A 23,401-nucleotide genomic window follows, 5' to 3' on the forward strand; every position below is an offset into this window, starting at 1 on the left:
AACGAACTTCAAACTTCGAACGAGGCTCAAACTCCAAACTTTTACATCTCAATTTCCACCTGGTTTTTGAGGAGATCGTCGAGGGTGTCTCTTTTGCGGATCAGCTGAGGCCTGCCGTCTTTCACCATTACTTCGGCCGGTTTGAGGCGGGAGTTAAAGTTGGAAGACATTTCGAAGCCGTAGGCGCCTGCATTATAGAATACGAGGTAGTCGCCTTCCCGCACTTCATTGAGTTTACGGTCCCAGCCGAAGGTATCTGTTTCGCAGATATTTCCTACCACGGTGTAGATCCGTTCAGTGCCTTTGGGATTGGAGATATTCTTGATAAGATGGAATGCATCGTAGAACATGGGGCGGATCAGGTGATTGAAGCCTGAGTTAACGCCTACGAACACGGTAGCGGTGGTTTGTTTGATGACGTTGGTTTTCACCACGAAATAGCCGCTCTGGCTTACGAGGAACTTTCCGGGTTCGAACCACAGCTGCAGCGGGCGGCTGTAATTTTTATTAAAGCCGTTGAAAGCATCTGAAAGCTTTTTGCCCAGCAGATCGATGTCTGTTTCCGGGTCGCCCTGCTGGTAGGCTACTTTAAACCCGCTGCCCAGGTCAATAAACTCCAGGTCGGGGAAGTGTTCTGCCATTTCGAACATGATCTCCACGCCGCGCAGGAACACGTCTACATCCTTTATTTCGGAGCCGGTGTGCATATGCAGCCCGGTTACTTTGAGGCGGGTGCTTTTCACGATACGCTCTATATGCCGCAGCTGGTGGATGGAGATACCGAATTTGCTGTCCACATGACCGGTAGAGATCTTGAAGTTGCCGCCGGCCATGATGTGGGGGTTCAGGCGGATGCAGATAGGATAGCTGCCGCCGAAGGTATTGCCAAACTGTTCGAGTATGGAGATATTATCGATATTGATGTTTACGCCCAGGTCTTTAGCGGCGATGATCTCCTGCAGATCCACGCAGTTGGGCGTAAAGATGATATGCTTGGGATCGAAGCCGGCTTTGAGGCCCAGCTGTACTTCCTGGATGGACACGGTATCCAGTCCGCAGCCCAGGGAGTTGATGTACTTCAGCACATTGATATTGGTGAGGGCCTTACAGGCGTAGAAGAAACGGGCGTCCGTCTTCGAAAAGGCCTTTTGCAGCTTTTCGTACTGGGTTTTGATCTTTTCTGCGTGGTACACGTAAACGGGGGTACCGAATTCTTCTGCTATCTTCACCAGGAAATCGGCGGAGAGAACATCGCTTTGTTTAGTAGCCATCTATTATATAATAAGGATGCAAAGATAGATTCCAAATCCCAATTCCCAAATTCCAAACAAGACAGTGTCTAAATGAACCCTTTATTCCCCTTGGAATTTGGTATTTGGAATTTGGAATTTTGCATTTGCCTTCAGGCATCCCCTTCCATGAACTCGTCGAGGTCACGCCGTTCCCGTTTGGTGGGGCGGCCTATTTTGCTGGGCCGTTTACCGGTATAGAAGCTGGCGCTTACCCGCTGGTTGAATTGCTTATCTTCTTCAGGGGTGATGTCTACATAGTATTTAATGGCCTCCGTATACTGGAGCCTGTTATGCAGCAGGCCGGTGACTTCGATCTTCCAGCGGCGGGCTTCGGTTTTCACTTCGTACTGATCGCCGAGGCTTACGGTACGGGCAGCTTTTACGGCTGCGCCATTGAGTCTTACCTTGCCTGCATCGCAGGCTGCAGCGGCCTGGCTGCGGGTTTTGAATATACGGATGGCCCAGAGGTATTTATCTACCCGGAGCTTTTCTGTTGCTGGCATACAATGCTCACTTTTTGCTCATCTCCGCAAAGTATTGATGGAAATAGGGGATGGTCTCAATTCCTTTATAGAAGTTCTCCAGCCCGTATTTCTCGTTGGGAGAGTGCAGGTTATCACTATCCAGGCCAAAGCCCATGAGGATGGTCTTCAGGCCCAGCTCTTTCTCAAACAGCGCCACGATGGGAATGCTGCCCCCGCCACGCACCGGGATGGGCGCTTTGCCAAAAGTGCTTTCTATGGCCTTGCTGGCCGCCTTGAAAGCAATATGGTCTGTAGGCGTAACGTAGGGGCTTCCGCCATGGTGGGCAGTTACCTTTACTTTTACTGTTTTGGGCGCAATTTTTTCGAAATGTGCTTTGAACAGCTCAGATATTTCTATCCAGTCCTGGTTGGGCACCAGGCGCATGGAGATCTTGGCGGATGCTTTGGACGGCAGTACGGTTTTGGAGCCTTCGCCGGTGTAACCACCCCAGATACCGTTCACCTCCAGGGTAGGACGGATACCGGTACGTTCGATGGTAGAAAATCCTTTCTCACCCCAGAGTTCATCGATGCCCAGGTCCTGTTTGTACTCCGCTTCGTTGAAAGGCGCTTTGTTCAGGGCGTCCCTTTCTTCTTTGGAAAGCTCCAGCACTTTATCATAGAAGCCGGGGATGGTGATGTGATTGTACTCATCGTGCATGGAGGCAATGAGCTGGCAGAGGATGGTGGCCGGGTTGGCCACTGCGCCGCCGTATACGCCGGAGTGCAGGTCGCGGTTGGGACCTGTTACCTCCACTTCCATGTAGGAGAGTCCGCGGAGACCGGTGTCCAGGGAAGGATTTTCCAGGCTGATCATAGCGGTATCGGAGATCAGCACTACGTCGGCCTTCAGGCGTTCTTTGTTCTCTTTCACAAAGATGCCGAGGTTGGCGGAGCCTACTTCCTCCTCTCCTTCTATCATGAATTTGATATTGCAGGGCAGGGTGCTGGTTTTGGTCATGATCTCGAAGGCCTTCACGTGCATGTAGAACTGGCCTTTATCGTCGGCACTGCCGCGGGCAAAGATCTTACCGTCTTTAATGACCGGCTCAAAGGGGCCGCTGTGCCAGAGCTCCAGCGGATCGGCGGGCTGTACGTCGTAGTGGCCGTATACGAGCACGGTAGGTAATGCCGGATCTATTATCTTTTCACCGTAAACGATAGGGTGGCCGGCGGTGGGGCATACTTCCACCTTATCTGCGCCGGCTTCCTGCAGCCGCTGCTTTACGGCTTCTGCGCAATCCTTCACGTCCTGGTTAAAGCGGGAATCTGCGCTCACAGAGGGAATGCGCAGCAGTGCTAACAATTCATCCAGGAAACGGTCTTTATGATTTGCCTGGTAATCTTTCCATACTTGCATATTCAGGAATATTAAGTCTTACAATGGGGTGCAATTTAAGGGAAAGTTTCAAGTTTGGGGTTTGAGGTTTGAAGTTTGAGGTCTGCGGTTTGAGGTTCGTTAGAGGTTAAAGGTTCGGTTCTGATGTATCAAAAGAAACACTTGTACCAGGCTGATACCCAACCCTGCACCTGCAACGTCAAACGACCCTCAAACCCCAAACCTGAGACCTCAAACTTTACATATTTAAAGTATTATACTTTGAAACTTCCGGGTATACCTAAACGCCGGATTTTAAATATCAAGCTGATACTGTTTCAATTATTTAACTTTATTAACCAATAATTAACTTTTTGTTGTAACTTTTAATAGGAAATTATGGCCGCCAAGAAACGAACACCTAAACAGAGAGCGGGTTTCGACCAAAAAACAGCTCATAATTTTCACCTATTATCGCAAAAAGCAACGATATGACTAGTATTGATGATATGGCTGTATTATCAGAGTTAAAACTGGGTAATATAAAGGCGTACCAATATTTCTTCCTGAAATATTACAAACCTTTATGCCTGAAAGCCTTTACTATGGTAGGTAATATGAAACGTGCGCAGGACGTTGTACAGCATACATTCATACGTATATGGGAAGAAAAACTATATCTTGACATACAGCAATCGGTAGGAGGCTTCCTCTATCAACAGGTTCATTTAGATTGTCTGGACCAGGCCCGGGAGCCCCGGAATGAAAATGGTGAAGAACAATATCTCCCACACCCAAACGAGAACGCAACAGAACACCAGGAGCTTCGTAAGCAGGTTTTAAGTTCCCTTGATAATATGCCTGCGGAAAAATTAAAACTGGCCCTGGAGGATATACGTCGTATACGGTATAGCTAAAACGTCGAACTTTCTTATGTGCTTTTCTATATGAAATTTAATGAAGAACACATTTACCAACTATTGCTGGAAAAGCAATTAGGCGAGATCAGTAAAGAGAATGACAGGTATCTGCAGCAGGTGATTCAACAAGACGAGCACGTACGCAATTGCTGGTTTGAACTCGAGAATGCCAAAATTGCCACCAACAATGATATCCTGGAAGACCTCCGGGCCGACCTTGCCTGGTGCAAGATAGAGGCCCTGTTAAGGCCCGCCCCCTCTTTCGGTACAAGGGTGCTGACGTTCATGAAAAGATATCGTGCAGCAGCCGCCGTCGCCGGTGTGCTGATCACTTTCTCAGGTTTTGCCTATTATAATGGCTGGCTGCAACGTTCCTCCCAACCGGCAGCCGGCGTGGTAGCCAGTGCAACCCCTACCCCTGCGGCAAAAGGCCGGCTGATAAAGGCAAAGGCCAAAACGGAGACCCCGCCTGGCCCGGAGCAGTTGCCTGCAAATAATAATACCGCCCAACAGGATGCAAAGACGCAGGCGGCGCCTGCAACAGCGCAGACACCTGCATCAGCGCCTGCAGCGCAGGATGATGATAATAACGTTACGGTGGAATGGAATACACTGACCGTACCGCCAAAAACGGATTACAGGATTGAGCTGGCAGATGGAACGGAAGTACACCTGAACGCCAGTTCCACTTTGCGTTTTCCTTTTATCTTCCCTGGCAAGACAAGAGAAGTTTACCTGGAAGGCGAAGCCTATTTTATTGTGGCCAAGAATCCCAAACAACCTTTTATTGTACATACGCCCAGCACGTCTGTGAAGGCGCTGGGCACTGCTTTTAACATTAACTCCTACGATTCCGGTATGATCATTACATCACTGGTGCAGGGCGCCGCAGTTACTGATGTAGGCGATACACTGGACGTAACGCTCAAACCCGGGTATGAGGCTATTTACCGTACCGGTGAACGGTTCAAGGTAAAACGTTTTGATGAATCCATAACGCTTGGATGGCGGGAAGGCATCTACCGCTTCCGCAACAAAAATTTGCGGGAACTGGAGCCGGTTATTCAGCGCTGGTTTGGACTTAAATTAGCATTTGACAGACAATCGATGGCAGCTATGCAGTATTCCGGTTGTCTTGAGAAAGACAAACCCCTGCAGGATTTCCTGGAGCAATTGTCATCCTCGCTGAACATCGGGTATCGTATCTACGATAATACGATCCATTTTCACCCACGGACATAAACAAACGAAACGATAAACGACAGGAAAAGTATCAGGAGATCAGTTTTTGCCTGAGCAGGAATTCCAGCTTTTCATTTACATCCAGCAATTTGGCCGTCAGTTCCCTGTTCTCTTTACGAAGGGCGTACACTTCATAGGCCTTTTCAATATTATGCCGGAGCTCTTCTTCATTCCATGGTTTGGAGAAGTATTTATATACCTGGCCTTTGTTGATGGCATCGATCACCGCGTTGATATCTGCATAACCGGTGAGCAGTATACGGATAGGTTCAGGATATTTTTCCAGTATGGATTCGAAGAATTCGATGCCTGTCATCTTAGGCATCCGCTGGTCTGAAATTATGATGTGGATATCGTTTTCTGACAGGATCTTCACTGCCTCTTCTGCCGATTCGGCGGTAAATACCGTATACAGCCTGCGAAAAGAAGCTTTGAAGGCGTTCAGATTGTGTATCTCGTCATCGATATAGAGAATATGGATGTGTTGCACACTCATTGAGGAGTCTTAGCTCTAAGTTAATTAAAATAAATGAGTTACAAACAATAAAACCACATCTGAGTTAAAAGCAGGATTTGCATTTAGATGAGGGTGATGAATACTCCGGCAAAATTATATATAAACAGCATGATTTTGGCCCTATTTTTTCAGTAGACTGTGCAGTAACAGCGGTGGAGATTGTTTTTGTGATTTGATGAATTTCGTGTAGGTTTGATACATCCCAACCCAATGCGCTGTTAAACTGCACTAAACCAGCAAGCTATTAGGGGCAATATATCTTAATGTGAAATCATAAAATCAAATATTGAAGATGAAAAAAGGTATCATCGTTATTGTAGTCCTGGTATTATTAGGCATGTTCGGCTGTAACAAATACAACGGCCTGGTAAAACTGGATGAGAATGTAAAGAATAAGTGGGGCGCCGTAGAAAGCCAGTACCAGCGCAGGGCCGACCTCATCCCTAACCTGGTGAACACCGTAAAGGGCGCTGCCAACTTCGAGCAGACTACCCTGACGCAGGTGATAGAAGCACGTGCAAAAGCCACACAGATCACTGTTAACCCGGAAGACCTTTCACCGGAAAAGATTCAGCAGTTCCAGCAGGCGCAGGGACAATTAAGCACTGCGCTGGGCCGCTTACTGGCAGTAGCAGAAAGCTATCCGCAGCTGAAAGCTAACCAGAACTTCCTGGACCTGCAGGCACAGCTGGAAGGTACTGAGAACCGAATCACGGTTGCCCGCAATGATTTCAACAATGCGGTAAACGGTTACAACAGCTCTGTGCGCAGTTTTCCCAACAACCTGATAGCCGGCATCGCAGGGTTCCAGCAGAAAGGTTATTTCCAGGCACAGCCCGGATCTGAAAATGCACCCAAAGTCCAATTCTGATAGAAAATTCTAAAGAACAAATTCCAAATGCCAGATTCCAAATTCCAAATACACAAACGGGAAATGTGCCAGTGTTAAAAACAATGTACTTTTAAGTCAGGCGCCTTCCCCCCATTGAAGTCTGGGATTTGGAAATTTGGTATCTGGCATTTGGAATCTGAATCTGGCACTTGACCTTCAATACTTGTATTATGCGCATATTTCCATTTGGCAAAAAAGAGCTTGTAGACGAGGCTGATAAAGCCAGACTTGTACAGGCGGTCCGTTCAGCGGAAAGACTTACCAGCGGAGAGATCAGGCTGTTTATTGAAAGCCGGTGCGCTTATGTAGACCCGATGGACAGGGCGCAGGAGGTTTTCCTCTCGCTCGACATGACAAAGACCCGGCAGCGCAACGGTGTGCTGCTGTACATCGCCCTGCGGGATCATCAATTCGCCATTCTTGGAGACCGGGGCATCCATGAAAAAGTGGGTGATACCTTCTGGCAGGGCGAAGCCCTGTTGCTGAAACAACATTTTTCACAGAACAGGGTAATAGAAGGTATTGAAGCCTGTATCAAAGAGATCGGGGAATCACTGCAACTGCATTTTCCTTACACTGCCGGCGATGATACAAACGAACTGCCGGATGATATTGTAATAGGGAAATGAACATTTACTGACCTATAGTTTTAGACAATGAGGATATTCTGCTGGTTATGGTTTTGTTTATTATTGATAACAGGTATACAGACATTTGCACAGGAGATACCGCCAAGGCCAACGCCACCGAGGCTGGTGAATGATATGGCAGGCGTGCTGCTACGCCAGGAAGCAGATGAGCTGGAACGGAAGCTGGTTGCCTATGATGACAGCACCTCTACGCAGATCGCTATTGTTACCGTCAGAACCACCGGCGATTACGACATCAGTGAAACAGCGTTGAAAATATTACGCGACTGGGGCGTTGGTTCCAAAGAAAAGAACAACGGCCTGGTGATACTGGCCGCCATTGACGACCGGAAAGTGCGTATAGAAACCGGTTACGGACTGGAAGGAGCCGTACCGGATGCGATCGCCAATCGTATTATAGATGAGATCATTGTACCCAATTTCAGAGAGGGACATTATTACCAGGGGCTGGATGAGGCGGTGAACGCTATCGAGAAGGCAGCTGCCGGGGAGTACCAAGCTATTCCGAAAAAGAAGCGTGGTAAAGGAGGCGGCTCTATTTTTGTGCTGATAGTGATAGCCATCATCCTGCTCTCTATGATTAACAACCGTCGTGGAGGCGGCACCACAATCAGCCGCAGAGGCTGGGGTGGATGGGGCGGCTTCCCAATGGGCGGTGGCGGATGGAGCAGTGGCTCCGGCGGAGGCTGGGGCGGCGGAGGAGGCGGCGGCTTCGGCGGATTTGGAGGAGGCTCAGGCGGCGGAGGCGGTGCAAGCGGAAGCTGGTAATAATGGCAATGAGTAAAAGGCTGGATTGATATCACCTCAATAAAGCGTAAACCATGTCGTACCTGCATGTTCTTAATGGAGATGCTACCCTTACCCCATTCCGGGAAAGCGGAATACCAGGAGCAGTAGTAGTGTGCCGGGAAATGATGTGTGAGGGCAAGGTGAAATGCACCAACGACATGAACGCATTTTTTGAAACCCGCTCCAAACACCTGGAATACCATTACGGTATAGACAAGCAAACCTATTATGCCCGTGTGGTGAGCGAGCTGGAAAAACTGAAGCTGGCAACAGACAATGCCGCCATTGTACTTTGGTTTGAGTCTACCCTTTTCTGCCAGATCAACCTGTTGTTTATTTTACATTACCTCCGTACGCAAATGATCCGGCTTCCGCAGGTAAGCCTGGTGACTTTTGACCGCCCCGCCGGACTAACCGAATGCAAAAGCCTCGGCATGCTGCCGCCTGAACAATTTCCCCCCTTATTTGAACAACGTGTGCTTTTGGACGATGCAGACCTGGAACTGGCAGCCCGCGCCTGGCAAGCCTACTGCGAAGGCGAACCGCTGACGCTGGAAGCGATCAGCAAAGGGCCTGCCGGCCATCTTACCAACCTTGGAAAAGCCCTGACGGCACACCTGCAACGGCTTCCCTCCGTAGAGAACGGGCTGAATGCCATTCAAAGCTATTTTCTTTATAAAGTGACCATGTGCCCCATGCGCTGGTACGATCTTTACGCCCAGTTCTGGGAGGATATGAAGATCTATGGCTTCAGCGATTTCCAGCTCGATATTAACATTCAGCGGATGCGCAGCGCGGGGATCATTGAACAGCAAGATAACATGCTGATCATTACCACACTGGGCAAAGAAGTGCTGAACAATGAAGAAAACTATACAGATTACATTTCATTGCAGCATCGCTGGCTGGGCGGACTGAGACTATTGCACAGCCCGTGGAGGTGGGACTCCAGGCAGAAGAGAGTTGTACAGGTTTAATAGTTAAAGCGTTTGAAGTTGACCCAAACCCTTGTGCCGCTTTCGAACTTTTAAACTTCCCAAACGCTCAAACTGTTTCAGTCTTCCACCAATGGGAACCAGAGGTTAACACGGGTGCCGGTGGCCTGGCCATATTCATCGTAAAGATCCTCTATATCAAAGCAGGCATCCATATTGAAACGGCTGTTATAGAGGGAAAGCCTGTCGCGGGTGATCTGCAGCCCACGGGAGGCGTGGGTATAACCACTGGCCTGTTTAAGTGCGGTTGATCTTTCACGGCCGATACCATTATCTTCTATCACACACAATATACGGTCCTGCATCTGGGTGAAGGACAGCAGCAGGCGGCCTCTTTCCTTTTTATGCAGCAGCCCGTGCCAGATGGCATTCTCTATAAAGGGCTGGATGATCATGGTGAGTATCTCTGTAAAATCCGGATCCAGCGAAGGGTCGATGATGATCTTATAGTCAAACTGATCTGCAAAACGCAGCTTTTCCAGTTCAATATAGTTCTCCAGCATACTCACCTCTTTGGAGATGGGAATAGTGTTTTGCTGTGAGTTATCCAGCACGCTGCGAATAAGGCGGGCAAAGCGGTTCAGGTAAGAAAGCGCCTGTTCTGTTTCGCTCTTCATCATAAAGGTCTGGATGGAATTGAGGGCATTGAAGATGAAGTGCGGGTTCATCTGCGCCCGCAGGGCTTTCATTTCCAGCTGCGCCATTCTTTGCTGCACCAGGGTGCGGCGCTTGGCCTCTTTCTTAATATAGTGGATACGCGCCCTGAAATAGATATAGATCAGGGCAGCGGTTACCAGCAATACCAGTATCCTGAACCAGTTGGTTTGCCAGAACGCCGGCTTTATGTTGATACGGAGCGTAGTGGTGTTGGCAGAAAAGGTTCCTGCGGCATTTACGCTGCGTACCCGGAACGTATACACGCCGGGAGACAGGTTGGTGTACTTGGCCATCAGCAGTCCTTCTGCATTTACCCAATCTTCATCCAGGCCGTCCAGCTGGTAATAATAACGGATCTTTTCCGGGTGATACAGCAGGCTTTTGAACTCAATGGAGATGAAGTTCTGCCGGTGCGTAAGTTCTACCGACTGCTGCGGATCAATCTGTATGGCGCTGTCCAGTGCCCGGAGGCCCAGGATCGTTACATCCGGCGGGGGCGGCGCCACCTTTAACGCCTTTGGATCAAATGCCAGGAAATGGTCTGAGGCGCCCACCAGCAGCCTGCCATCCTGCAGGCCGATAATACGGCGCCGTACTTTACGGTTGTTGTCTACAATATTATCCCCCTGAACAAAGGTTTCCAGTGTAAACTGTTTGGGGTTGAAACGGTAGAAGCTGTAAGGCGTGGTGAACCATATACCCCCGGTGGCATCATCGGCCCGCATGCTGAGCACCCATTCATCAAACAGCACACCGTTGGTGGTGAGGGGCCTTGCGGTATGATGGTTGGTATTGTATACCCACAGTCCATGATCCGTACCTGCCAAAAGGGTGGTATCATCTGCTTTGTACAGGCAGGTTATATTATTGACCAGCAGGGTGCCCTGGCGAAAATTATCCCGCGTTACCACATGGCCATTGTACTTATTGAACAACACAAGGCCTGCAGTGCTGGTAGCCAGCCATAACAGGGAATCGTTGTGCGGCACCACGTCCATTACGGAAGTTTGCCGCTGCAGGTTCTCCTGCAATTGCGGATATCCGTAAGCAGTATGCAGCCGGGGATTCCAGCGCGCCAGTCCTTTTTTGTAAAGGCCTATCCAAACTGCTGTATCGCTTTCCACATAGAGGCTCATTAAGGTCTGATCGTGGAAGGCGGCCGGTTGATGGTGGGCGATGAATTTTCCCTGGCGTGGATCGAATACGGAGAGGAAACCGTTCTCCTGACCTACCAGTACGTTCCCGTTCCTCAGTTCAGCAAAGCTCCACACCAGGTTACGGCTTTCAGGAATTGTGGATGCAGGATCTGTGCCGCTGTGAGAAAAATTGCGTTTCAGCTCCAGCTGGCTGTTCATCCAGCTAAAGCCTTTACCCCAGTACCCCACGTATACGTCTCCGTTACTGGCCTGGAAAAGGTCTGTTACTTCCGCTCTTGGCAGCCGTTTTCCCCCATTGAATACAATGCGCTGGTCCATCACCCGCAGGGTGGGGTTATGCAGGCTCAGTATATTAACGCCCCTGTCTGTACCTATCCAGAGATGACCTTCCCGGTCGGTCAGGAAGCAATTGGTCTCAAAGTTGTAATGCAGGCTCAGATCGTCTTCATTATTTCCCTGGATACGCACGGTGAACTCCTGGCGGTTATCATCAAAGCGGGCGATGTTGCCACCTTCCAGCGCCACCCAGATATTATGTTCCAGGTCTGTAGTGATGTCGAACACCTCTCCTATCTGAAACGACTGCAGCTTCCTGGCGCCGGGGTCATAGCAAAGCAGGCCCCGGGTGCGGGCGGCTATCCAGATGCGCCGGCGATAGTCTATGTAAAACTTACGGACACTTTTATCAATGGAGAAAACAGGCTGCTGTCCGGGGTTATTGGCAGCGCTGTAGAGGTGCTTCCGCTCGCGGTCCAGCAGGTAGATGCCGCTACGGCCGCTGATCCAGAGACGGCCTTCCTCATCTTCCACGATGGCGCTGTTCATTTCGCGGCGTTGAGACTCTGGTATCATGGCTGCTTTTTCAAAACTGCCGGTGCTGTCGTTGAAGCGTAAAAGCCCTTCCTGCGTGGTGGCCCACACAACGCCTGCATAATCTTCCACTATCTGGCTGCATTGTATATTGCCCTGCGGTGAGGGGCGGATGTCTACTTTCAGCGGGCGCGTAATACCAGCTGCGGGATCGTAGATGTGAATATTATCAGGCGCGCCCATCCAGATACGGCCTTTACGGTCTTCACAGAGGCAGATATCATCATAATAGATGGAGCCGGGCACTTTATCAAAGCTGGCTACGGTGAGCAGGTTACTTCCGTCATAGCGCTGGAGGGCGGTGCTGGCTATCCAAATAAAGCCTTTCCTGTCTTGCAGGATGGCCGACACGTGGTTACTGGCCAGGCCGTTCTTCAGGTTGATATGAGAGAAGGAGTAGGAAACATCCGGCTCCTGGGCCTTTGCGTGAAAGAGAAACAGGAGAAAGGCAACGGAAAAAAAAGTAATGTAGGAAAGCATTGCTGCCGGTATTGCCAATAGCCAGGCAGGGATGTACGATATCTTCCATTGAAACACTTTCACTAACAGTTACATTTTATTTTTGTGGTTTGCCCCTTTTATAAACCTTTGATCCGGTATGCCGCTACGGTATTGCCGTTAAAGGTTGGTATATACACCATTTTCTTTTTTGGGTTGTAGCCGATGTCGGCGGTGTTTAGTTGCTGCTCCCGGGTATCCAGCAGTTTTACGGCGGCGCCGGATGCTGCATTAACATAGAATACCTCTCCTGGCCAGCAAGATACGATGAATTCGCCAGCTTTTACCTGCACTATACCATCTACACTCTGGCCTATGTCTGCAATTTTCTTCAGCGTATTACCAGCCTGCAGCTGAAAGAAGGCGCCGTCAGCCAGGACCTGCAATCCGGAGGGTAGCCATAGCAGGCCGTTAGGTCCATTCACTTCAAACAGGGTATTTACTTTTCCGTCTTTGATCTGGTGTACTCTTCCTGCACGGGTATCAGAAACATAGATCACGCCTTTATTGTCAATGGTAAGATCGTTCAGGAACACGGCACCCTCCACAGGTATACGCTCTGCAACAGCACCCTTGCGGATATCGATCACCACCACTTCCGTGAGGTCGGCCACGTAGAGACGCCCTTTGTAGATCCCCATGCCTTTGGGAGCGCTCATGCCTTCTACCCAGCGGAGGTCCAGTATCTTGCCTTCGGGCGTCATGCGGGAGATGAAACCATTTCCATCATTCCCGTTACTCTTACCTTCTATATTGGATACATACAGGATATTCTTTGCAGCGTCGAAGTATACTGACTCCGGTACACGCAGCGAAGTATCTGATACCCATACTTTTTCAAGCGTAACAACCGGCTGCTGTGAGAAAGCGCTAACAGGTAACAACATAGAGCCGGCCAGCAGATGGAGTTTCACAAAGGTACGGCCGGTTAGCAGGTGTTTCATGCTCAGTTTCATAACGGATAGTATTTTTAATGTAGAATATGTTTATGCCAGCTGGCGTTTGATAGCGGCCTGGTATTTCTCATCGTCAAATTCCTTTTCACTTTTGGCCACTACGATAGTAGCAACGCCGTTCCCGATCAGGTTAGTGATGGCGCGCGCTTCAGACATGAAACGGTCTACACCTATCAGGATGGCCAGGGATTCTATCGGTATCACCCTGATCACTGTCAGCGTGGAAGCCAGTACAATAAAGCCGCTGCCCGTGATACCGGCGGCTCCTTTGGAAGTGATCACCAGGATACCGATGATGGTCAGTTCCTGTGCCAGTGTCAAATCTATATGATTTACCTGGGCCAGGAAAATAACGGCCATGGAAAGATAGATGCTGGTGCCATCCAGGTTGAAAGAGTAGCCGGTAGGTATTACCAGGCCTACCACGGAACGGGAGCAGCCCAATTCTTCAAGACGTTCCATCATGCCTGGCAGGGCGGACTCTGAAGAGGAGGTGCCGAGCACCAGCAGTATTTCGTTGCTGATAAACTTCAGGTAACGCCAGAGGCTAAAGCCGTATACCCGCGAGATAATACCCAGCACACCGAAAATAAATACGAACATGGTGAGGTATACGCATAGCATCAGGTTTACCAGCGGCATGAGCGCTGCCGCCCCGAAGGTACCAATGGTGTAAGCCATACCGCCAAACGCTCCCACTGGCGCCAGCCGCATGATCAGCTTAAGAATATTAAACAGCACCTGCGCAAGGCGGTCAAAGGTATGCAGCAAGCCGCTTCCGGCGGCTTTCATTTTGCTGAGTGCATAACCAAAGAGTACCGCAAACACCAGTACCTGTATGATATCGCCTTTGGCAAAAGCATCTACTACGTTGGAAGGGATGATATGCAGGAGGAATTCGGTCCAGTTCATGTCACCGGCGGCCTTTTCTATCTTATGAACAGCGGCCGTATTTCCATTGACTAAAGGCACGCCGTGCCCGGGTTTCAGCCAGTTGGCCACCACCAGGCCGATCACAATGGCCAGGGTAGTTACGATCTCAAAGTACAGCAGTGCTTTGCCGCCTACCCTGCCTACCTTTTTCATATCGCCCATACGAGCGATACCCAGCACGATGGTAAAGAAGATGATGGGGGCGATCAGCATGCGGATGAGGTTAATGAACATTTCGCTGATCAGCTTACCGGTACCGGCTATACCGGGGAAAAGCCATCCGGCCAGGATACCCAGGAAGATAGCAACCAATACCTGGAAATAGAGATGACTGAAAAGTTTTTTCATAGATATACAAAATACAAAATTCCAAATACCAATAACCAAATTCCAAAGCAGGAAGTGGTGTAAATAAAAATCCCAGGTTCCTGGCGGAAACCTGGGATCTGAATATTGGTATTTGAAGCTTTATGCTTTGATAGCTGCGATTCCGGGTAATTCTTTGCCTTCAAAGAACTCGAGCATAGCGCCACCACCGGTAGATACGTAGCTTACTTTTTCTGCCAGGCCAAACTGGTTTACCGCAGCTACGGAGTCTCCACCACCTACAAGGGAGAAGGCGCCTTTTTCAGTAGCTTTCACGATAGCGTCTGCCACTGCTTTGGTACCGCCCTGGAAGGCCTGCATTTCAAAAACGCCCATAGGACCGTTCCACAGGATGGTTTTTGACTGGCTGATCACATCACTGAAGAGCTGTACGGATTTTTCTCCGATGTCAAGGCCCATCCAGCCTGCGGGAATATTATCATTGGATACTACCTGTGTATTGGCATCGGGGGCAAATTTGTCTGCCGCCACAGAATCAACGGGCAGCAGCAGGTTCACGCCTTTTGACTTTGCCTTGGCCAGGAGCTCAAGGGCCAGGTCCAGCTTATCATTTTCCACCAGGGAGTTACCGATCTCTTTGCCCTGCGCTTTCAGGAAGGTGTACGCCATACCACCACCGATGATGATGTTGTTGGCTTTTTCCATCAGGTTCTCAATGATCAGGATCTTGTCGCTCACTTTAGCGCCACCCAGGATGGCGGTGAAAGGTTGCGCGGCCTGGTTCAGAACTTTTTCGGCATTGCTCACTTCTGCTTCCATCAGGAAGCCAAAGGTGCGGAACTCAGCAGGGAAGAATTTCGCGATCACGGCGGTGGAGGCGTGTGCACGGTGAGCGGTACCGAAGGCGTCGTTTACATAAACATCGCCCAGTTTGGCCAGCTGCTGTGCAAAGGCTTCGTCACCTTTTTCCTCCTGTTTGTGGAAGCGCAGGTTTTCGAGCAGGAGCACTTCACCCATTTGCAGGTTGGCTGCAGCCTCTTCTGCCACGGGGCCTACGCAGTCTTCTGCAAACTTGACGGTAGTACCGTTCAGCAGTTTTACCAGGTGATATACGAGGTGTTTTAAGGAATATTTTTCGGTAGGGCCATCTTTCGGGCGGCCCAGGTGAGACATCAGGATAACCGCGCCACCGTCTTTCAGTATCTTCTGGATGGTAGGCACAGCCGCACGCATGCGGTTATCATCAGTTATCTCGTATTTATCATTCAACGGAACGTTGAAATCTACACGTACCAGCGCTTTGCGCCCATTGAAATTATAATCAGAGAATGCACTCATAACATTTAGGTTGAGGTGGTGAGGAAGGAGAAAAGTAAAAGGTGAAAGGTGAAGAGTGAACCATACAATTCACTTTCACTTTTCACCTTCCACTATAATAAATATGGCTTGTGTTATTTGGTGATCAGTCCTGCAAAGTACTTCACAGTACGTACAAGTTGAGAAACATAGCTCATTTCGTTATCGTACCAGGAAACTGTTTTTACCAGCTGGGTATCGCCTACTGTTACGATCTTGGTCTGAGTAGCATCAAACAGGGAACCGAAGGTCATGCCTACGATGTCAGAGCTTACGATCTCATCTTCAGTATAACCATAAGATTCGTTGGCGGCTGCCTTCATGGTAGCGTTCACTTCTTCTACGGTTACTTTTTTTCCGAGGATGGTGGTCAGTTCGGTGAGAGAACCGGTGATAGTGGGAACGCGTTGTGCGCCACCGTCCAGTTTACCTTTCAGTTCGGGCAGTACCAGTCCGATTGCTTTAGCAGCACCGGTGCTGTTGGGAACGATGTTGGCGGCAGCTGCACGTGCACGGCGCAGATCACCTTTGGCGTGCGGTGCATCCAGGGTGTTCTGGTCGTTGGTGTAAGCGTGGATGGTGGTCATCTGACCAGCCACGATACCGTATTTATCGTTCAGCACCTTTGCCATAGGAGCCAGGCAGTTGGTGGTGCAGGAAGCGCAGGAGATAACGGTTTCGCTACCATCCAGTGTTTCATGGTTTACATTGAACACGATGGTTTTGAGATCGCCGGTTGCAGGTGCAGAGATCACTACTCTTTTAGCGCCGGCAGTAAGGTGTGCTTCCGCTTTAGCTTTATCAGTAAAGAAGCCGGTGCACTCGATCACCACGTCGATACCGTGCTCTTTCCAGGGTATCTGAGCAGGATCTTTTTGAGCATATATTTTAACTTCATCGCCATTAACGGAGATAGCGCTTTCGCTGGAGCTAACTTCAGCGTCAAATCTACCTTGCGCGGAATCATACTTCAACAGATGAGCCAGCACTTTGGGGCTGGTCAAATCATTGATAGCTACCACGTCAATACCGGGCATTTTGTAGATCTGGCGGTATACCAAACGGCCTATACGACCGAACCCATTAATACCGATTTTAAGAGTCGTTCCCATTTTAACACTGTTTGAATTGAAAAATAGAGACGCGAATTTACAAGGTATACCGGTATAAATCAATAGAAATTTGCGTTAAGCAAATATTTTTTGGAAATATCAAAAGAGGTATTACCTTTGCAATCCCAAAGAAAAAGAATGCCGCGTTGGTCAAGGGGTTAAGACGCATCCCTTTCACGGATGAATCACGGGTTCGATTCCCGTACGCGGTACGAAAAGTTGTAAAAAGGTCGCCAGAAGGCGGCCTTTTTTTATTGTTTCCTTACCTCAACAGCGATGCTGTAAACCGTCAGTAGGACTTAGAAATCACGTGTAAACTTCAAACAGGATCTTATAACAGCTCGTGTAAACCTATATCAGGACTAGACCCCTTACCAGCGCCTGCAGCCTCCGATCCCGATCCAAACCCGATCCGGGTCCCGGTCTCTCCCATATATGTCCCATATCAGTCCCAAAGATGTCCCATTCCTTATAAAGGAGTGGAACATCTTTGGGATGACTTTGAGACAGGACTGGGGTAAACCGGGACCCGGATCGAACAAACACCGAACAAACATCGCACTTCCCCTCTGCAAAGCCCCGTTTTCACCGCTTATAGACGAATACTGCCTGGCGGTTCACCCGGTAACACTGGGACAGGGTCTACCCATCTTCAGCGATCTGGCAAAACCGTTTGACCTGAAACTGGTAGATGCGAAAGCTTTCCCCGGCGGCATTGTTGTTCACACTTATCAGCCCGCATAACGTGCTGCGGCTGGCTATCCTGCTTACAGGTATTTTTTATCCAGCAACAGCTTTTTCCATACCAGGTATCCGTCGCCGGTAAGATGTAAGCCGTCATTGGTGTACTGTTTATTTAACCGGCCTTCACTATCCAGGAAAGCGTGGTAGAGATCAACATAGGTGCAGCGCTGTTCGCGGGCCAATTGCTGCAGATAAGCGTTGATCGCATCAATGTGCGCTTCCTTACGCTGGTGGCGCGGAAATTGCGGGAAGGTGCCGTTGGTGGGCAGCAAACTCTGTATATAGATAGCGGCATCCGGTAAAGCGGTGCGCAGCCGTTGTATAATGGTGGTGTAATTTTGTATGATCACACTGTCCGGGATATTTGCGGCGATATCGTTGATGCCGATCATAATAAAGACCTTTGCAGGTTTGCGTTTGATCACCTCATCCAGGCGGTTGAGGATGCCCCGTGTTCTGTCTCCACTGATGCCTCGGTTCTTTATCTTATTGTTTTTGAACAGGTCTGCCCATTCCGCAAAATCGGTGATGCTGTCGCCCAGGAAAATGATCTCTCCTGTTTCCGTATCGGGGATCAGCCTGAACAGGGACACTTTCTGGCGGTAATAAGTAGTGCTGTAACTGGTATCATATTGCTGCACCCCCGCTGTACTTTCTGCCTTCTCTATAATATGCAGCGGCACCTGCTCTTTGCCCTGGATGGCATTCTGCATGAAACGGTCCATCTCTTTGAACTTGCTGGACATGTAGCCGCTTACTTCGTGCCCTTTGCCTTCATAGGTATACAGTGTTACCGGGAGGTTCTCTTTCTGCATTTCAGTGAAGATGGTATGAGAGCCGGACATGATCACCCAACCAGGGGCTGTTGCATCGCAGTAATGATGCCCTGCAGTGGCGTAGGGCACCAGCTCGTCTTTGGTGCCGTGCATCATCAGCAGGGGCAGCGCGGGTTTACTGTATACGCGGTTCATATCCAGCACAGCGCCTGCGAAAGACATGAGACCGGCGTAGCGGAAAGTTTTATACGTGGTATCCCCTGCTTTTACAAAGGGATTGAATACAAGATTCAATACGGTTTCAGCACCGGCGCTGCTTCCCGCCAGGATTAATTTGCTGGTGTCTACCTGTAAGGCGGAAGCATGTTGACGCAGGTAAGTAGTTGCATCCCAGGTATCTTCTACCGCCAGGCGGATAGCTTTCATTTTCTCCGGCAACACTGTTTCGCAGCCAAAGCTCCTGCCCTTCAGATACAGGCGGTATTTAATCACGAAAATGTTGTAACCCATTTTTGACAGGCCTTCTGCAAAAGTAGCCTGCCCTGCGGGGTCACCGCCGGTAAAGCCGCCGCCATGTACAAAGAGTACCGAAATACCGTTGGAGGCGGTACGGGGAAGGTAGTGATCAAACCAGAGTGTATCCGTACCCTTTATAGCGTATACCGTACGGGAAGGTTGTTGTGCAGATAAGTACAAAGGCAATGATAACATTACCCATAATGCAAGACCGTGGAACTTTTTACTATTCATGAATTGATGATTTTCTACATTAGTACAGCTACTGCAATAATGGAAAAAATCGGGGGAATTTTTAAAAAATTTGGTATTTGATTTCTTTTGGTTACTTTTGTCATCCCAAAAACGAAACGCCGCGTTGGTCAAGGGGTTAAGACGCATCCCTTTCACGGATGAATCACGGGTTCGATTCCCGTACGCGGTACAAAAGAGGGAATTTTCAGCTAAGGCCTGGAAATTCCCTCTTTCATTTTACCCCACCGCCTGCAGCCTGCGTACAAACCTTCTGATACTTCCCTATTAAAACCGCCATTGCAGCCCTACAGCAGTATAGACAGATCCCCGGAAAGAATATCCTTTATCCTGGAAGATCGTCTTCAAACTCCTGTCGGTTATCTGCGCGGTACGTGTAGCATTGAATCCGAATGTGAGCGGGATGGTGGCGTGCTTCCCCACCTTAATTTCCGGGCGCAATCCGAAAATAACATACTGATGCGTGAATATTTTATTCTTCCCCTCCTGCTCCAGTAATGCCATCTGTCCGTTCACCTCCATTACCAGGTTGAGCCTGAAGTTGGAATTAAAATGATAACCTGCCGCCACTTCAAGACCATCCCTCAGCGAAGCCTGTACTGAATAACGACCGGCCGTTCTCCAGTTAAGGTAAAAGGCGGGAAACAGCATGGGAAACCCGAAAGAATTGTTTAATGCAAGACCGGCGCCCAGGTCAAGGTTCGGTTTCAGGTGACGGATAAACACGGCACTAACACTGCCCAATACATGCCTGAACTGTACCTGAGACAAATTTGCACCTGGCATAAAGATGCCGCCACCAACACCGGCTCTGAGTGACCAGCGCTCATTCAGCGGCCGCAGGTAATTTAAGCTCACCCCTGCATTCAGAACTTTGTCCACCACCAGGGGTTGGGTAAAATTCTTATTGTTAAGATCAACATAGGCTCCGCCAATACTGACAGACCATATGGTTGGACGATTCCATTCGTTCATTTTCCTGGATAACGGTATGTTGACACCCGCCTGGTAAACTACTGCCGAACCTTTGCTGTTGCCTATCCGGTGACTGGAATCGCCTTCAGTCATCTGGTAACCGGAAGTCCCGAAATATTCGGTCTTAAAGAAAGCCTGTGCATTGCCTTTAGAAGCAGCGATCCCTATAATACACACACCTATCAATAATGATCTCATAAACTTTAAATAAATGTTTCCACTAATTCAGACGTTCGTGATCGTCCATTTAAAGCAAAGGTGAACCGCGTAGCTGCCCCATAGAAATTGTTTTGACCGATGGGCGTTTGGCTTTGACCCCTGGTAAGCCGGCTGTGAACGATTAGGATTAACTTTGCCGCATGACGCTTCTGAAAAAATACGACCGGTTTGTGATCCTGATCTGGATCTTTCTGACCATCGTTTTCTGGTTTCGGTACATACCAGACTCCTCTGTGCTGGAGGGCGGTTTACTTGCGTGCTGCATCATGTTATGTTTATACCCATTCACCACTTATCTCAGCACCACCCTCCTGCAAAAGGCGCTCAGGCAAAAGCAGATGCTGTTGTTTGCCGGGCAGTTTTTCCTGGTATCAGCCATATCTGCGTTATGGATACCTGCTATCCTGCATGGTTTTCTCTACCTGGAACAAAGCGGGTTGCTGCCTTCCTCAGACCTGTTGCTCGGAAGAAACCGCTTCGGCATTATGTATATAAATGCACTGCTGGTGGCCTTGTTTGTGAACTTCGGATTCTGCGGACTACGATTCCACGAAGAAAGTATGAAACTGCATGAAGCACTGGTGGAATCTCAATTACGGATACTGCAGCAACAGATCAGTCCTCATTTTATGTTCAATGTGCTGAACCATATTAATATCCTGATGCAGGAGGATGTAAACCTGGCATCATCATTACTGATCAGGTATTCCAAGATATTGCGCTATCAGCTGGACAGCAATAAAAACAGTAAGGTGAGTATTGCGCAGGAAGTACAGTTCCTCAAAGACTTTATCGAGATAGAAAAAGTGAGGTGGGGCGATGAGCTCACCATCAATTGCTCGTGGAAGATAGAAGATATGCAAAAAACATTTCCTCCTTTATTATTGATCACCTTCATTGAAAATGCATTTAAACATGTGGCCCGCGGAATATCAGAAATGGTGTACGTTAACATCGCTTTTGAACAAATGGCCAACTCTGTTAGTCTGGAGGTAGAGAACTCCAAATCAGGCATTCAGCAGGAAAAAGATCCCGTTTCGGGTATTGGATTGGAGAATGTGAAAAAACGCCTGGAACTGCTTTACGGAGAACATTATGACCTCACCATCCGGGATGCCGAAACAACTTATTATACCAAACTGGTTGTCAAATTATAAGTATTATGGGAGATGTACTGTTAAAACAAACAAGCAGCCTGCGCTTAAAATGCCTTGTTGTGGATGATGAACCGGTGGCCATAAAAGGGGTGGTTAACTTTATTAAACAGCTGGACTTCCTGGAAGTGGCAGACACCTGCACTTCTGCCATTAAAGCAACGGAGATCCTGAAAGCGAAAGATATTGACCTGATGTTCCTGGACATCAATATGCCCATGCTATCCGGACTTGAGTTCCTGCAGTCTTTGGAAAAATCTCCACTCACCATCTTAACCACCGCTTACTCAGAACATGCACTGGAAGGCTTCCGCCTGAATGTAGTGGACTACCTGATGAAGCCGCTGGAGTTTCAGCGTTTCTTCCAGGCAGCAAACAAGGCACTGGGCATATACCAATCGCGGCTTGTTCTGCAAAACACGAAGGAAGGTGCAGATGCAGATATGTATATCCGGCAGGGCGACAGCTTTCAGCGAATTAACTGGCAGGATATCCTGTTTGTGGAAGGCATGCAGAATTACCTGAAACTGCACTTTAAAGAAAAGACCTTCATTATCCATCAGACTATGAGCTCCCTGGAAGAAATGCTGCCTAAAGACTCTTTCTTCAGGATCCATCAATCCTACCTGATCAACACGCATAAGATTGATGCTATTTCCGGCGGGCGGGTTTTTATTAATGGTAAACAGCTCCCCCTTTCACGCCACAGGAAAGAAGCGCTGCTGAAAGCGGTGGTGTACATTAAGCTGATCAGTAAATAAGTGGCTTTTGTCGTAACTTTCCTTCGTGATCTTCCATGAGTTTCCCGATCTCAGCTGGCTAAAACACCAGATTGCCCACGGCTTCAGCAACCGCCTGGGATGGGGAAATCTTCCGCTTGAAACAGACGGTTTTCCCAGTGTCATTATCCATACAAAGGTCAAAGCATGTTTCCGTCCTGATATCAAAGGGCCCTTTTCCTTTTTCCTGAATTTACAGGGCAACAGTTTTTGCAGTGTAGAGCGGCAGACTACCCGCATTGACGAAGAACATTATTTTGTAAGTAACCGCTCCCAGTTGTACACGCTGGAGATGAAAGAAGGCGCCGGTAGTACTGAAACGTTTAATATTCATTTCGGGGAGATCTTCAGTGAATCTGTATTGCATGCACTTATCACACCCGCCCACAGGATACTGGATGCAGGCACTGAAAAACAACTATCTCCTGTTCTGTTCTTTAACCAGTTACACCGGCGGGATGCCACCTTTAACGCGCTGATCCGGTCCATCATGGTTGCGCAACAGGAAGCAAAACCAGACAAACTGCGGTTTGAAGAACAGCTGAGTTCCCTCCTGTCGTATCATTTGCAGCAGCACCAACACATTGCACAGATCATCCATCAGCTGCCACCCGTTAAAAAAGCTACGCGCATCGAACTTTACAAACGCCTTTCCCGCGCCATGGATGTACTCCGCTCAGGCTTTTGCGGCACAGTAAGTCTTGACCTGCTTGCAGCGGAGGCATGCCTTTCCAAATATCATTTTCTACGCCTTTTCCGCCAGGCTTATGGCTTATCGCCCTATCAATATATGCAGGAGCTCCGGATTGAAAAAGCCAAAGAGCTGCTTGCACATTCTGCTGTTCCCATAGCAGCTATTGCCGACCTGCTGGGGTTTGACAACAGCCAATCTTTCAGCCGGCTCTTTTTCCGGAAGATGCGGTGCTATCCTTCCCAATACCGCCTCCTGGTAAAATAGCAATTCTGGTTATCCGTCAGATG

21 protein-coding genes and 2 tRNA genes are annotated in these 23,401 nt (G+C 48.9%); 12 read left to right on the plus strand and 11 right to left on the minus strand.

Features of this window, described 5'->3' with window-relative positions; all coding sequences use genetic code 11:
* Positions 1-41 precede the first annotated feature (41 nt).
* The 3 genes from lysA to Q0577_RS23305 form a co-directional block, all read right to left on the minus strand.
* Positions 42-1,271 (minus strand): diaminopimelate decarboxylase, encoded by a 1,230-nt coding sequence (gene lysA / locus Q0577_RS23295; RefSeq protein WP_298740594.1) that lies wholly within the window; start codon positions 1,269-1,271, stop codon positions 42-44.
* A 131-nt stretch (positions 1,272-1,402) separates the two neighbouring features.
* Positions 1,403-1,795, minus strand: coding sequence for an RNA-binding S4 domain-containing protein (locus Q0577_RS23300; protein ID WP_298740596.1), 393 nt, complete (start codon positions 1,793-1,795; stop codon positions 1,403-1,405).
* Between the two features lie 7 nt (positions 1,796-1,802).
* Positions 1,803-3,176: a dipeptidase gene (locus Q0577_RS23305; RefSeq protein WP_298740598.1), complete on the minus strand. Its 1,374-nt coding sequence runs from the start codon at positions 3,174-3,176 to the stop codon at positions 1,803-1,805.
* 449 nt (positions 3,177-3,625) lie between these two features.
* Here Q0577_RS23305 and Q0577_RS23310 point away from each other — a divergent pair, with 449 nt between their 5' ends.
* Together Q0577_RS23310 and Q0577_RS23315 are read left to right on the plus strand one after the other, a co-directional pair.
* Positions 3,626-4,051: a hypothetical protein gene (locus tag Q0577_RS23310; RefSeq protein WP_298740600.1), complete on the plus strand. Its 426-nt coding sequence runs from the start codon at positions 3,626-3,628 to the stop codon at positions 4,049-4,051.
* A 30-nt stretch (positions 4,052-4,081) separates the two neighbouring features.
* Complete coding sequence (locus Q0577_RS23315) at positions 4,082-5,296, plus strand: FecR domain-containing protein (RefSeq protein WP_298740602.1); 1,215 nt, start codon at positions 4,082-4,084, stop codon at positions 5,294-5,296.
* Between the two features lie 31 nt (positions 5,297-5,327).
* Here the strand turns inward: Q0577_RS23315 and Q0577_RS23320 are convergent, their stop codons facing one another.
* A complete protein-coding gene (locus tag Q0577_RS23320; protein ID WP_298740604.1) occupies positions 5,328-5,792 on the minus strand; it encodes a response regulator in 465 nt (154 codons plus the stop codon).
* Positions 5,793-6,105: 313 nt separating this feature from the next.
* Here Q0577_RS23320 and Q0577_RS23325 point away from each other — a divergent pair, with 313 nt between their 5' ends.
* The 4 genes from Q0577_RS23325 to Q0577_RS23340 all read left to right on the plus strand — a co-directional run bounded on the left by Q0577_RS23325 (position 6,106) and on the right by Q0577_RS23340 (position 9,121).
* Entirely contained in the window at positions 6,106-6,684 is a 579-nt protein-coding gene (locus Q0577_RS23325) for a LemA family protein (RefSeq protein ID WP_298740606.1), read from the plus strand.
* Between the two features lie 191 nt (positions 6,685-6,875).
* Positions 6,876-7,334 (plus strand): TPM domain-containing protein, encoded by a 459-nt coding sequence (locus Q0577_RS23330; RefSeq protein ID WP_298740608.1) that lies wholly within the window; start codon positions 6,876-6,878, stop codon positions 7,332-7,334.
* Positions 7,335-7,361: 27 nt separating this feature from the next.
* On the plus strand, positions 7,362-8,123 hold the full coding sequence (locus Q0577_RS23335; protein ID WP_298740610.1) for a YgcG family protein: 762 nt from the start codon (positions 7,362-7,364) through the stop codon (positions 8,121-8,123).
* A 53-nt stretch (positions 8,124-8,176) separates the two neighbouring features.
* Positions 8,177-9,121 carry a hypothetical protein gene (locus Q0577_RS23340; RefSeq protein WP_298740612.1) on the plus strand — a complete coding sequence of 315 codons (945 nt, stop codon included), beginning with the start codon at positions 8,177-8,179 and terminating at the stop codon, positions 9,119-9,121.
* Between the two features lie 77 nt (positions 9,122-9,198).
* Here the strand turns inward: Q0577_RS23340 and Q0577_RS23345 are convergent, their stop codons facing one another.
* The 5 genes from Q0577_RS23345 to gap form a co-directional block, all read right to left on the minus strand.
* Positions 9,199-12,366 carry a sensor histidine kinase gene (locus Q0577_RS23345; protein WP_298740614.1) on the minus strand — a complete coding sequence of 1,056 codons (3,168 nt, stop codon included), beginning with the start codon at positions 12,364-12,366 and terminating at the stop codon, positions 9,199-9,201.
* Between the two features lie 35 nt (positions 12,367-12,401).
* Positions 12,402-13,277 carry an ATP/GTP-binding protein gene (locus Q0577_RS23350; RefSeq protein ID WP_298740616.1) on the minus strand — a complete coding sequence of 292 codons (876 nt, stop codon included), beginning with the start codon at positions 13,275-13,277 and terminating at the stop codon, positions 12,402-12,404.
* Positions 13,278-13,307: 30 nt separating this feature from the next.
* Positions 13,308-14,558, minus strand: coding sequence for a C4-dicarboxylate transporter DctA (gene dctA, locus Q0577_RS23355; RefSeq protein ID WP_298740618.1), 1,251 nt, complete (start codon positions 14,556-14,558; stop codon positions 13,308-13,310).
* A gap of 120 nt (positions 14,559-14,678) precedes the next feature.
* On the minus strand, positions 14,679-15,875 hold the full coding sequence (locus Q0577_RS23360) for a phosphoglycerate kinase (protein WP_298740620.1): 1,197 nt from the start codon (positions 15,873-15,875) through the stop codon (positions 14,679-14,681).
* A gap of 113 nt (positions 15,876-15,988) precedes the next feature.
* Positions 15,989-17,005: a type I glyceraldehyde-3-phosphate dehydrogenase gene (gene gap / locus Q0577_RS23365; protein WP_298740622.1), complete on the minus strand. Its 1,017-nt coding sequence runs from the start codon at positions 17,003-17,005 to the stop codon at positions 15,989-15,991.
* Positions 17,006-17,145: 140 nt separating this feature from the next.
* Between gap and Q0577_RS23370 the strand changes: the two genes are divergently transcribed.
* Together Q0577_RS23370 and Q0577_RS23375 are read left to right on the plus strand one after the other, a co-directional pair.
* Positions 17,146-17,217 (plus strand) — tRNA-Glu (locus Q0577_RS23370).
* Between the two features lie 283 nt (positions 17,218-17,500).
* Positions 17,501-17,749: a hypothetical protein gene (locus tag Q0577_RS23375; RefSeq protein WP_298740624.1), complete on the plus strand. Its 249-nt coding sequence runs from the start codon at positions 17,501-17,503 to the stop codon at positions 17,747-17,749.
* A 23-nt stretch (positions 17,750-17,772) separates the two neighbouring features.
* Here the strand turns inward: Q0577_RS23375 and Q0577_RS23380 are convergent, their stop codons facing one another.
* Positions 17,773-19,275: a GDSL-type esterase/lipase family protein gene (locus tag Q0577_RS23380; protein WP_298740626.1), complete on the minus strand. Its 1,503-nt coding sequence runs from the start codon at positions 19,273-19,275 to the stop codon at positions 17,773-17,775.
* A gap of 118 nt (positions 19,276-19,393) precedes the next feature.
* Here Q0577_RS23380 and Q0577_RS23385 point away from each other — a divergent pair.
* A tRNA-Glu gene (locus Q0577_RS23385) sits at positions 19,394-19,465 on the plus strand.
* A 95-nt stretch (positions 19,466-19,560) separates the two neighbouring features.
* Here Q0577_RS23385 and Q0577_RS23390 read toward each other — a convergent pair.
* Positions 19,561-20,466, minus strand: a complete 906-nt coding sequence (locus Q0577_RS23390) for a DUF6268 family outer membrane beta-barrel protein (protein WP_298740628.1) — start codon at positions 20,464-20,466, stop codon at positions 19,561-19,563.
* A 161-nt stretch (positions 20,467-20,627) separates the two neighbouring features.
* On the opposite strand from Q0577_RS23390, the gene Q0577_RS23395 reads away from it, so the two are divergent.
* From Q0577_RS23395 to Q0577_RS23405, 3 genes are read left to right on the plus strand one after another with little or no spacing between them, the layout of a single operon-like run.
* Positions 20,628-21,644 carry a histidine kinase gene (locus tag Q0577_RS23395; protein WP_298740630.1) on the plus strand — a complete coding sequence of 339 codons (1,017 nt, stop codon included), beginning with the start codon at positions 20,628-20,630 and terminating at the stop codon, positions 21,642-21,644.
* A gap of 5 nt (positions 21,645-21,649) precedes the next feature.
* Positions 21,650-22,402, plus strand: coding sequence for a LytTR family DNA-binding domain-containing protein (locus Q0577_RS23400; protein ID WP_298740632.1), 753 nt, complete (start codon positions 21,650-21,652; stop codon positions 22,400-22,402).
* Between the two features lie 25 nt (positions 22,403-22,427).
* Complete coding sequence (locus tag Q0577_RS23405) at positions 22,428-23,378, plus strand: AraC family transcriptional regulator (protein WP_298740634.1); 951 nt, start codon at positions 22,428-22,430, stop codon at positions 23,376-23,378.
* The last annotated feature ends 23 nt before the right edge of the window (positions 23,379-23,401 follow it).

The organism is uncultured Chitinophaga sp. (genome assembly GCF_937898475.1).
In the GTDB taxonomy this organism is placed as follows: domain Bacteria; phylum Bacteroidota; class Bacteroidia; order Chitinophagales; family Chitinophagaceae; genus Chitinophaga.